A 10,092-nucleotide genomic window follows, 5' to 3' on the forward strand; every position below is an offset into this window, starting at 1 on the left:
GAAACGGGTTGCAGCAACCTGCAACGCAGGACGGGAACAGGGCGACCGACCGGGCGGTCAGCCCGTGACGCCGCCGCGGCCGAGGCGGAACCCGGCCGAGAAGCGCGAGCGCACCTCGAGGGCGTCGAGGATGCGTGCCACGTCGGAGCGCACGGTGCGCACGCTCACCTCGAGGTGCCGGGCGATGGCCTCGTCGGTCATCCCGGTCTGCATCAGCCCGACCACCTGGAGCTGGCGGTCGGTGAGGTGCGAGACCTCGGCCCGCTCGCGGCCGCACCCGAAGGCCGAGGCGAGCACCGCGTTCCAGTACCGCATCGCGAGGTCGAGCACCTGCGGCGAGCGCGTCACCATCACCGAGAAGCTGCCGTCCACCGCCGGGCCCTCGAGGAGGACGCGCTCGTGGTCGATGACCTTCATCTGGAGGTCGGCCACGGCGAAGAGGTAGTCGCCCACCGACTCGGCGACGAGCATCCGGCGGCACTCCTCGTCGAGCCGCTCGTAGTCGAAGACGCTGACCATCCGCAGCCCGCGCCGCACGAGCTCGCGGTTGCCCGGGAGGCTCATCCGCAGCTGCGCGGGCGTCGCGGTCGGGCGCACCGACAGCAGGTGGCTCCAGGTCCTCGCCTCGTCGGTCAGCCACTCGTTGACGTCGTTCCCCACGGCACCGATGCGGACGTCGCGGGCGGTGCCCTCCGCGAGCTCTTGGCACAGCCGGGTCCGGGCCGCCCACAGGGCCATCCCGGCGTCCATCACGGCCGCGCGCTGCGCCGGTGCGAAGCGGGACCCGGGCCACGTCCTGCCGGCCATCGCGATCCTCCGTCCCGTGCGTGCTCCGTCCCCGCGAGTATGCCCGCCGCCGGCCGCACGATGCGTTGAGGGTCCGATGAGGAGCGCGTCCTAGCCTGAGCGCGCGAGGGCGTCGTCGGTGCCGCCCTCCGGAGCGAGGAGACGGTCATGAAGCTCGACCCCGACGAGGCCCGCGCCCGGTTGGCCGCCGAGGTGCACGGCGTGCTCGTGACCCTGCACCCCGAGCGCGGCCCCGACCCCCAGCCGGTGGTCTTCGCCCTGAGCGGCGAGCACGTCGGCGTGCCCATCGACCGCGTGAAGCCGAAGTCCTCCTCGCGGCTGCGGCGCGAGGACAACCTCGATGCCGACCCGCGCGGCTCCCTGCTCGTCGAGCACTGGGAGACCGAGGACTGGTCGCGGCTGTGGTGGGTCCGGGCGCAGCTGGAGCACGTGCCGGACCCACCGGCGGAACTGACCGACGACCTCGGTGAGCGCCTGGCGCGCACGGTGCCGCAGTACGCCGACCAGCCCTTCCACCGCATCCTCGTCTGCCGGGTCGTGGGCATCACCGGCTGGGCGGCCTCCGAGGACGCCTGAGCGGTGTCACGGCACGGGCAGCCGCACGACCATCGAGGTCCCCGCCGGCGAGCTCGAGCCGACCGCCAGCTCGCCACCCATCGCCTCGACGAGCCCGTGCGCCAGGCCGAGGCCGAGCCCGATGCTGCCGTCCTCGCCGTCACCACCCGCCGTGCTCGCCCGGACGAACGGGGTGAAGAGCCGCGGCAGCACCTCCGGCGGGATGCCCGGCCCGTCGTCGTCGACGCAGAGCAGGACGTGCCCCTCCTCGGCCGGGCGGCACCGGACCGCGACGAGCCCGCCGAAGGCGCCGTGCCGCACGGCGTTGCCGACGAGGTTGAGGAGCACCTGGCGCAGCCGCAGGGGGTCGGCCAGGACCACCTCGTCGCCGACGTGTGCGGCCAGCGTCACCTCGCGACGGGAGGCGACCGGGGTGAGCAGCCCGAGGACCTCGGCGACCACGTCGCCGACGCGCACCGGCACGGGCTCGACGCTCAGCGCCCCGGCCTCGAGCCGGCTGAGGTCGAGGACGTCGGACAGCAGGTCCATGACGTGGCCGGCGGCGGCGCCGATGTGGTCGAGGGCCTCGCGGCGCTGCGCCTCGTCGAGCTCGATCGTGCCGAGCAGCTCCGCGAAGCCGACGACGGCCTGGATGGGGGTGCGCGCCTCGTGCCCGACGGCGGCGAGCAGCGCCGAGCGCTCGTGGAGCAGCTGCTCGGCGGTGCGTCGCGCCGTCTCGGCCTCGAGCCGGGCCCAGAGGTGCTGCTCGGCGGCCCGGCGCTCGGTGAGGTCGAAGACGTTGACGACGTACTGGGCCGGCCCGCCGTCGCGGCCGTGGACGAGCGAGACCGTGACCTCGACCCGGGCGGCCCGGCCCGAGGGCCGCAGCAGCGTGGCCTCGAAGACGACGGGCCCCGTCCCCCGGTGGTCCAGCGTCCCGAGCCGCTCGGCGAGCGACCCCTCGGTCGGGACGAGGAGGTCGGCCAGCAGCCGGCCGGTGAGCTCATCCTGCGCATCGCCCAGGCCCGCCGCGAGGGCGGTGTTCGCCGTGACGACGCGTCCGTCGAGGCCGACGATGGCCATCCCGAGCGAGTTGTCGTCGAAGGAGCGGCGGAAGCGCTCCTCGCTCTCGACGAGCTCGCCGAGGGCGTCGGCGTGCTCGATGGCGACCGACGCGAGGTGGGTGAACCGCTCGACGAGCAGGGCCTCGCGCGCGGACGGCCGGTGCGGATGCGGGTGGTAGACGGCGAAGGTGCCGACGGGCAGCCCGTCCCGCCCGTCGATGGGGGTGGACCAGCAGCTGCGCAGGCCGGCGGCCTCGGCGGCGGGACGGTAGGCGACCCATCGGGCGTCGGTGCGCACGTCGTGGGCGACGACCGCCGTGTTGAGCGCCGCCGCCGTGCCGCACGACCCCGCCCCGTCGCCGATGGGCAGGCCGTCGATGGCCGCGACGTACGGGGCCGGCAGGCTCGGGGCCGCGCCGTGGTGGAGCGTGCCGGCGTCGCGGTCGAGGAGCAGCACTGAGCACCGCGCACCGGGGATGAGCTCCTCGAGCGAGACGAGCACGCGGTCGAGGACGTCGCGCAGCGGCGCCGCGGCGGCGACCAGCTCGAGCAGCTCGGTCTGGCGCTCGAGCACCTCGCGGACGTCGTCCGGGCGCAGCACGTCCCCCGGCTCGGGCAGGCCCGCCGCGCTCACGGCCGGTCGCTCAGCTGGTAGCCGACGCCGCGCACCGTGAGCAGGAGCGTCGGGCGGGTGGGGTCGGCCTCGAGCTTGAGCCGCAGCCGGTGCACGTGCTCGGTGACGGTCGCCTCGCCCAGCCACTCCGAGGACGAGCTCCACACGCGGTCGAGGAGCTGGCCACGCGTGAACACCTGCCGCGGGTGGGTCACGAGGAAGGCGATGAGGTCGAACTCCTTGGGCGTGAGGTCGACGTCGGTGCCGTCGAGGACGACCCGCCGGGTGGACGGCTCGACCCGGAGCGTGCCGACGGTGACGGCGTCACCGGCCACCTCGGGGCTGGCCCGCCGCAGGACCGAGCGCACCCTGGCGGCGAGCTCGCCGGGCGAGAACGGCTTCACGAGGTAGTCGTCGGCGCCGAGGTCCAGGCCGACTATCCGGTCGCTCTCGCCGTTGCGGCCCGACAGCACGATGACGGGGGTGTCGGAGCGGCCGGCTCCGCCGCCGCGCAACGTGCGCAGGAGGTCGAGCCCGCCGAGGCCGGGGAGGGAGAGGTCGAGCACGACCAGCGCCGGCCGGTCGTCCCGGATCCGCCGCAGCGCCGCCGGCCCGTCCTCGGCCTCGACCGTGCGGAAGCCGTCGTCCTCCAGCTGCCAGCGCACGACCGTGCGCACGGCCTCGTCGTCATCGACGACGAGGACCACCGGACCGTCGGCCGGGGCACGCCGCTGCGCTGCGGACTCCATGCGCGATGGAACCACACGGGAGGCGCCCCGGCCCAGCAGTCGCGGCACGGGGATGCCACAGATCGTGCTCGATGCCGCAGAAGCTCCTGCGACGACGTCCGGATGCTCCGAACCCTGGGCCATGGCCCAGCATCGGGAGCACTCGGACGTCGTGGCCACGACCCCGGTGCGCGCCGGACCGACCGGACCGGAGGCGGGTCAGAGCGACTTCCAGCGACCTCGGCGCCGGTACGACGTCGGACAGCGCGGTCCACCCGTGCTCGTAGCCGGCGGGTGAGGAGTCGAGCGTCGAGCAGGTTCCCCGGCGCCACCGTGACGGGTCCCTGCCCTCGCAGGAGCACCGACCCACGAGGCCCCGCCGTGTGGGAGAGTGCCGCCATGTCCGAGGAGGCGAGCGCGGAGGCCACCGACGCGGCGCGCGGCCCCGACGTCACCCGGCTGGTCCACGAGGCCGCGAGCAAATCCGGCCTGCTGTGGGTCTGCGTCCCCGGCGGCGAGACCCGCGCGGTGTGGCACGTCTGGCACGACGACGGCGACGAGCGCGGCACCGGGCCGGCGGCCTACGTCGTCTCCGGCCCCGGCGAGCAGGACCTCCCCTGGCTGCCCGAGCACGTCGAGGTCGTGCTGCGCAGCAAGGACACCGGCGGACGCCTGCTCACGATGCGCGCCACCGCCGAGGAGCTGGCCCCCGGCACCGCGGCGTGGGAGGCCGCGGCCGAGGTGCTGCGCCCCGAGCGGCTCAACGGCACCGGCGACGTCGTCGAGCGCTGGCGGCAGGGCTGCACCCTCCACGTCCTGCGCCCGCACGGCCGGCCGATCGAGTCCCCCGGGCAGCACGACGACGCCTCCGGCGCGGCCCCCGTGCGCCCCGCCGCGGGCACGACCACCGGATGGCGGCCGTGGCACTGGCGCGGGCGGGCCGGCGCCCGCCGCAACACGACCGCCTGAGCGTCGGCACCGGCCCGGGCGGCCGATAGCCTGTCGGGCGTGAGCACGCCGACCCGCGCCTTCGTCGGCCGCCTGTCCGAGCTGGACGTCTTCGACCCGCTCGGTGACAAGGTCGGCCGGGTCCGCGACGTCGTCGTCACCTTCAGCGCCAGCCGCAGCCGCCCGCGCGTCATCGGCCTCGTCGTCGAGGTGCCCGGCCGCCGCCGCGTCTTCGTCCCGATGACCCGCGTCACGAGCGTCGAGGGCGGCCAGGTCATCACGACCGGGCTGGTCAACATGCGCCGCTTCGAGCAGCGCCCCAACGAGACCCTCGTCGTCGCCGAGCTCTTCGAGCGCGCGGTGCAGGTGCGCGTCGACTCCGGCGACGTCGTCGGTGCCACCGTGCAGGACGTCGGGATCGAGCAGCTCGGCCCGCGCGGCTGGGGGGTCACCCGGGCGGCGGTCCGCTTCTCGGCCTCGCGCCCCGGCCGGCTGGGCATCGGCCGGCGCCGCGGCGAGACCTACGTGGCCCCCATCGAGGACGTCGTCGGCCTGCGGGACCCCAGCGAGGGCCAGGGCGCCGCCAAGCTCCTCGAGACCTACGAGGACCTCAAGCCCGCCGACCTCGCCGAGGTCATCCACGACCTCAGCCCGCAGCGTCGTGCCGAGGTGGCCGCCGCCCTCGCCGACGAGCGCCTCGCCGACGTCATCGAGGAGCTGCCCGAGGACGACCAGGTCGAGATCCTCGTCGGGCTCGAGGTCTCCCGCGCCGCCGACGTCCTCGAGGCGATGGAGCCCGACGACGCCGCCGACCTGCTCTCCGAGCTGCCGCCCGAGCGCCAGGAGGAGCTGCTCGCCAAGATGCAGCCCGACGAGGCCGCCGACCTGCGCCGGCTCCTCACCTACGACGAGAACACCGCCGGCGGCCTGATGACCACCGAGCCGGTCATCCTCGGGCCCGAGGCCTCCATCGCCGAGGCCCTGGCCGTCGTGCGCCGCCAGGAGCTCTCGACCGCGCTGGCCTGCACGGTCTTCGTCTGCCGGCCGCCGCTGGAGACCCCCACGGGGAAGTTCCTCGGCATCGTCCACATCCAGCGGCTGCTGCGCGACCCGCCGCACGCGGCCATCGGGAGCATCCTCGACAAGGACGTCGAGCCGCTGCTGCCGACCGCGAGCCTGGGTCAGGTCACGCGCACGCTGGCGACCTACGACCTCGTCGGGATGCCGATCGTCGACGAGGAGGGGCACCTGCTCGGCGCGGTGACGGTCGACGACGTCCTCGACCACATCCTTCCCGACGACTGGCGCGAGGAGCGCCACGACGTCGTCACCCACGAGGAGGTGACCCGTGGCTGAGCGCGAGCGCCGCGCCCGCATCGACCAGCCGCGCGAGAGCACCCGCCGCCGTCTCACCCTGCCCGCGGCGTTCTCCGGCGAGGCCTTCGGCGTCATCTCCGAGAAGTTCGCCCGGTTCATGGGCACGGCGTACTTCCTCATCGGGATGACGGTCTTCGTCGTCGTCTGGCTGGCCTGGAACACCTTCCTGCCCGACGCCGCCCAGTTCGACCCCCGCGCGCTCAACTACACGCTGCTCACGCTCATCCTCTCGCTCCAGGCCTCCTACGCCGCGCCCCTCATCCTCCTCGCGCAGAACCGGCAGGCCGACCGCGACCGCGTGGCCACCGAGCAGGACCGCTCCCGCGACGAGCGCAACCTCGCCGACACCGAGTTCCTGACCCGCGAGGTCGCCGCCCTGCGCATCGCCCTGCGCGACATGGCCACCCGCGACTTCGTGCGCAGCGAGCTGCGTGACCTGCTCGACGAGATGGAGGAGCGCGGGCTCGCCGTCGTGACCCCCGCCACGGACGAGCGCCCCGACGACGGCGATCGGCCGGCGCCGACCTAGACTCGAGGGCATGCCGCAGGTCAGCACCACCGCCCTCCACGCCGCCCTCGAGACGGTCATCGACCCCGAGATCCGGCGACCCGTCACCGAGCTGGGGATGGTCGGCGACCTCACCTGCGACGACGACGGCCGCGTGGCGGTCACCATCCTGCTCACCGTGGCCGCCTGCCCGCTCAAGGACAAGCTGACCGGTGACACCACGGCCGCGCTCTCGAGGGTCGAGGGCGTCACCGACGTCGCCGTCACCCTCGGCGTCATGAGCGACGAGCAGCGCGGCGAGCTGAAGACGAAGCTCCGCGGCGGCGTCGCCGAGCGCGAGGTGCCGTTCGCCAAGCCCGGCTCGCTGACCCGCGTCTACGCCGTCGCCTCCGGCAAGGGTGGGGTCGGCAAGAGCTCGGTCACCGCGAACCTGGCCGCCTCGCTCGCGCAGGAGGGCCTCTCGGTCGGCGTCGTCGACGCCGACATCTACGGCTTCTCGATCCCCCGGATGCTCGGCGTCGAGCACAAGCCGACCCAGGTCGACGACATGATCATGCCGCCGGTCAGCCACGACGTGCGGGTCATCTCGATCGGGATGTTCGTCCCCGGCAACCAGCCCGTCGTGTGGCGCGGCCCGATGCTCCACCGCGCCCTGCAGCAGTTCCTCGCCGACGTCTTCTGGGGCGACCTCGACGTCCTCCTCCTCGACCTGCCCCCGGGCACCGGCGACATCGCGATCTCCGTCGCGCAGCTCGTGCCGGGCGCCGAGATCCTCGTCGTCACCACGCCGCAGCAGGCCGCCGCCGAGGTCGCCGAGCGCGCCGGCTCGATCGCGCTGCAGACCCACCAGCGCCTCGCCGGCGTCATCGAGAACATGAGCTGGCTCGAGCTGCCCGACGGCACGCGCGAGGAGATCTTCGGCTCCGGTGGCGGGCGCGAGGTCGCCGAGTCGCTGACCCGCTCGATCGGCTCCGAGGTGCCGCTGCTCGGCCAGATCCCGCTCGACACCCGCCTGCGGGTGGGGGCCGACCAGGGGATGCCGGTCGTCCTCGGCGAGCCGGACTCCCCTGCGGCCGTTGCCCTCCGGGGCATCGCCAAGGGCCTCGCCACGCGCTCGCGCGGGCTGGCCGGCCGTTCGCTCGGCCTCTCCCCCGTCGGCCGCTGACCGTCCCGCCTCAGGTGGCGTCGGTGTCGTACGGCGTCGGGAGGCCCGGGTCGAAGGTCTGGGGCGCGACCCAGGGCCGGTAGTCCTCGTCGGCGACCTCGTCGATCGCGGTGGCGGCGTAGGGGTCGTCGTCGACGACGTCCACCGGGTCACCGGCCGCCACCGCGGCCCCGGCTCCGGCCCCGACGGTGGCGCCCTTGCGCAGCCGGCCCGCCTCGCGCACCGAGTCGATCTCGCCGCGGATCGGCGCCACGGCGTCGTCGAGGGGCTCGAGCAGGGCCTCGCGCACGATCCGGCGCGGGTCGTACTGGCGCGGGTCGTACTGGCGCCAGTTGATGTCCTCGTACTCCGGGCCGAGCTGGTCGCGCAGCGAGTCCTTGGCGCCCTCGGCCATCACCCGCAGCTTGCGGATGCCGTGCGCCAGCTTGGCCGCGTACTCGGGGAGCTTGTCGGGACCGAGGACGAAGACCGCGATGAGCGCGAGGAGGACGATCTCCCACCCGTTCACGCCGAGCACGGCGTCACGCTCCTCTCCTCGCGCACTGCGGGGCAGCGCGTCACTCGGACCCCTGGAGGACCATCGTGACATCCCGGACCCGTCCGTCGCGACGCACGGAGAGCTTGACCGAGTCGCCGACCTTGCGGGAACGGATCTTGACGATCAGCTCGCCGTCGTCGGTGATCGGCTTGCCCTCGAAGGCCACGATGACGTCGCCCGCCTCCAGGCCCGCCTTGTCGGCCGGACCGTCGGGGTTAACGGCGGGCGCGCCGTTCGGGCCGTCGTCGGCGATGCGCACCCCCTCGCCCTCGTAGGAGCTGTCGAGGTAGACCCCGATGACGGGGTGCTCGGCCTTGCCGGTGGCGATCAGCTGGTCGACCGTCGTGCGCACCTGGTCGCTGGGGATGGCGAACCCGACCCCGATGTTGCCGCTCTGGCCGCTCAGGGAGCTGCCGGGCACCCGGGCGATGGCCGAGTTCACCCCGATGACCTGCCCGCGCATGTCGAGCAGTGGGCCTCCGGAGTTGCCCGGGTTGATGGCGGCATCGGTCTGGATGGCGTTGATGAATGACTGGTCGTCCTGCTCGCCCGGCGTCACCGGCCGGTCGAGCGCGCTGACGATGCCACTGGTCACGGTGGAGTCGAGGCCGAGCGGTGCGCCGACCGCGATGACCTGGTCCCCGACGACGACGTCGGCGGAACGGCCGACGGCCAGCGCCGCCAGCGAGGCACCGTCGACCTTGACGACGGCGAGGTCGTAGGAGGCGTCGCGGCCGACGACCTTGCCGTCGACCTGGCGACCGTCGGAGAGCACCACGGTGATCGTCTCGCCGGCGCTCGCGCCCGCGACGACGTGGTTGTTCGTGACGACGTGTCCCCGGTCGTCGTAGACCCATCCGGACCCCGTGGCGCCGCCGTCGGCGCCCTCGACGCGCAGGGTGACCACGCTCGGCAGCGCGGTGGCCGCGATGTTGGCCACCGACCCCTGCGGGCGCGCCGTCGCGCCGGCGCCGGGGGTCGGGGCGGCGACCGAGCCGCCGGAGCCGGTGCCGGTGCCGCGGTCGGCGAGGTAGCCACCGACGATGCCGCCGCCGGTGCCCGCGACGAGGGCCGCCGCCACGGTGGCGCCGACCAGCGCACCCCAACCGGGACCGCGCCGACGATTGGGCTCGGGGGCGGACAGGTGGCCGGTCGTGGGCGGCGGCGGACCCTGGGGCGCGGCCTGCCACGAGCCGCCGATCGGCGGGTACGCCGGCGCCGGCTGCGGCGCGGGCGCCGGTGCGGGGGGAGGCGGCTCGTAGGGCGGGTACTCGGCGGTCTGCTCGGCGCGCCCGGCACTGGCCCACACGGGCTCGGCGGGCGGCTCCTGGACCGGGACGGGCTCGGTGACGGGCTGCTCGGCGGGAGCCGGGTCGGCGGCGGTCTCGCCGGACGGCGCCGGCTCGGCGCCCGCGGGGGCGCTGCCGGCAGCGGGCTCGGGGGCGTCGCCGCGCCCGCCCCGGTCCCAGGGCTGCCAGTCCTCGGTCCCGGGCTCCCGTTCGCTCATGGGGTCGATTCTGCCCGCTGCCCGGTCGGACCGGGCGCGGAGGGGCCCGTGGTCCACCGGACGGACACGACGGCGCTCGCCGCGAGCGGCGAGACCGGACGCTGCGCGGTGGCCGCGGGCGTGCTGGCGCCGGAGACGACGCCCTGGCGCGGGGCCACCGGAGCGCCGATGACGGTCAGGCTCCAGGCGGCCGCCGCCGAGACCCCGGCCGCCGCGGCGGCCCCGGCCGGGGGGGGGGGGGGGGTGGGGGGGCGGGGGGGGGGGGGGGGGGGGGGGGGGGGG

General features: G+C 75.0%; 10 protein-coding genes. 5 read left to right on the plus strand and 5 right to left on the minus strand.

The window, feature by feature from the left end; genetic code table 11:
• Positions 1-57: 57 nt before the first annotated feature.
• Complete coding sequence (locus tag ACQZ2A_RS17270; protein ID WP_430213598.1) at positions 58-807, minus strand: helix-turn-helix transcriptional regulator; 750 nt, start codon at positions 805-807, stop codon at positions 58-60.
• A gap of 147 nt (positions 808-954) precedes the next feature.
• Between ACQZ2A_RS17270 and ACQZ2A_RS17275 the strand changes: the two genes are divergently transcribed.
• Positions 955-1,383, plus strand: coding sequence for a pyridoxamine 5'-phosphate oxidase family protein (locus ACQZ2A_RS17275; protein WP_430213600.1), 429 nt, complete (start codon positions 955-957; stop codon positions 1,381-1,383).
• Positions 1,384-1,389: 6 nt separating this feature from the next.
• On the opposite strand, the gene ACQZ2A_RS17280 is transcribed toward ACQZ2A_RS17275, so the two are convergent.
• Positions 1,390-3,060: an ATP-binding protein gene (locus ACQZ2A_RS17280; protein WP_430213602.1), complete on the minus strand. Its 1,671-nt coding sequence runs from the start codon at positions 3,058-3,060 to the stop codon at positions 1,390-1,392.
• A complete protein-coding gene (locus ACQZ2A_RS17285; protein WP_430213603.1) occupies positions 3,057-3,788 on the minus strand; it encodes a response regulator in 732 nt (243 codons plus the stop codon). The genes ACQZ2A_RS17280 and ACQZ2A_RS17285 overlap by 4 nt, the downstream gene beginning before the upstream one ends.
• A gap of 378 nt (positions 3,789-4,166) precedes the next feature.
• Here ACQZ2A_RS17285 and ACQZ2A_RS17290 point away from each other — a divergent pair, with 378 nt between their 5' ends.
• Genes ACQZ2A_RS17290 through ACQZ2A_RS17305 form a run of 4 tightly spaced genes read left to right on the plus strand, consistent with a single transcriptional unit; the run spans position 4,167 to position 7,765 of the window.
• Positions 4,167-4,736, plus strand: a complete 570-nt coding sequence (locus ACQZ2A_RS17290; RefSeq protein ID WP_430213604.1) for a hypothetical protein — start codon at positions 4,167-4,169, stop codon at positions 4,734-4,736.
• 39 nt (positions 4,737-4,775) lie between these two features.
• The gene (locus ACQZ2A_RS17295; protein ID WP_430213605.1) at positions 4,776-6,071 is read left to right on the plus strand and encodes a magnesium transporter MgtE N-terminal domain-containing protein; all 1,296 of its coding nucleotides are present in this window, start codon (positions 4,776-4,778) and stop codon (positions 6,069-6,071) included.
• Positions 6,064-6,621, plus strand: a complete 558-nt coding sequence (locus ACQZ2A_RS17300) for a DUF1003 domain-containing protein (protein ID WP_430213607.1) — start codon at positions 6,064-6,066, stop codon at positions 6,619-6,621. The genes ACQZ2A_RS17295 and ACQZ2A_RS17300 overlap by 8 nt, the downstream gene beginning before the upstream one ends.
• 10 nt (positions 6,622-6,631) lie before the next feature.
• Positions 6,632-7,765 carry an Mrp/NBP35 family ATP-binding protein gene (locus tag ACQZ2A_RS17305; RefSeq protein ID WP_430213608.1) on the plus strand — a complete coding sequence of 378 codons (1,134 nt, stop codon included), beginning with the start codon at positions 6,632-6,634 and terminating at the stop codon, positions 7,763-7,765.
• A 10-nt stretch (positions 7,766-7,775) separates the two neighbouring features.
• Here ACQZ2A_RS17305 and ACQZ2A_RS17310 read toward each other — a convergent pair whose 3' ends face one another.
• Positions 7,776-8,282: a twin-arginine translocase TatA/TatE family subunit gene (locus ACQZ2A_RS17310; protein ID WP_430213610.1), complete on the minus strand. Its 507-nt coding sequence runs from the start codon at positions 8,280-8,282 to the stop codon at positions 7,776-7,778.
• A 40-nt stretch (positions 8,283-8,322) separates the two neighbouring features.
• On the minus strand, positions 8,323-9,810 hold the full coding sequence (locus ACQZ2A_RS17315; RefSeq protein WP_430213612.1) for a S1C family serine protease: 1,488 nt from the start codon (positions 9,808-9,810) through the stop codon (positions 8,323-8,325).
• Positions 9,811-10,092: the final 282 nt, after the last annotated feature.

The organism is Phycicoccus avicenniae, from assembly GCF_050496545.1.
Taxonomy (GTDB): domain Bacteria; phylum Actinomycetota; class Actinomycetes; order Actinomycetales; family Dermatophilaceae; genus Phycicoccus; species Phycicoccus avicenniae_A.

What these genes read in the sequence shown, in the direction of transcription:
- ACQZ2A_RS17270 (WP_430213598.1), bottom strand. Translation starts at nt 807, where the DNA reads ATGGCCGGCAGGACGTGGCCCGGGTCCCGCTTCGCACCGGCGCAGCGC.
- ACQZ2A_RS17275 (WP_430213600.1), top strand. Translation starts at nt 955, where the DNA reads ATGAAGCTCGACCCCGACGAGGCCCGCGCCCGGTTGGCCGCCGAGGTG.
- ACQZ2A_RS17285 (WP_430213603.1), bottom strand. Translation starts at nt 3,788, where the DNA reads ATGGAGTCCGCAGCGCAGCGGCGTGCCCCGGCCGACGGTCCGGTGGTC.
- ACQZ2A_RS17290 (WP_430213604.1), top strand. Translation starts at nt 4,167, where the DNA reads ATGTCCGAGGAGGCGAGCGCGGAGGCCACCGACGCGGCGCGCGGCCCC.
- ACQZ2A_RS17305 (WP_430213608.1), top strand. Translation starts at nt 6,632, where the DNA reads ATGCCGCAGGTCAGCACCACCGCCCTCCACGCCGCCCTCGAGACGGTC.
- ACQZ2A_RS17315 (WP_430213612.1), bottom strand. Translation starts at nt 9,810, where the DNA reads ATGAGCGAACGGGAGCCCGGGACCGAGGACTGGCAGCCCTGGGACCGG.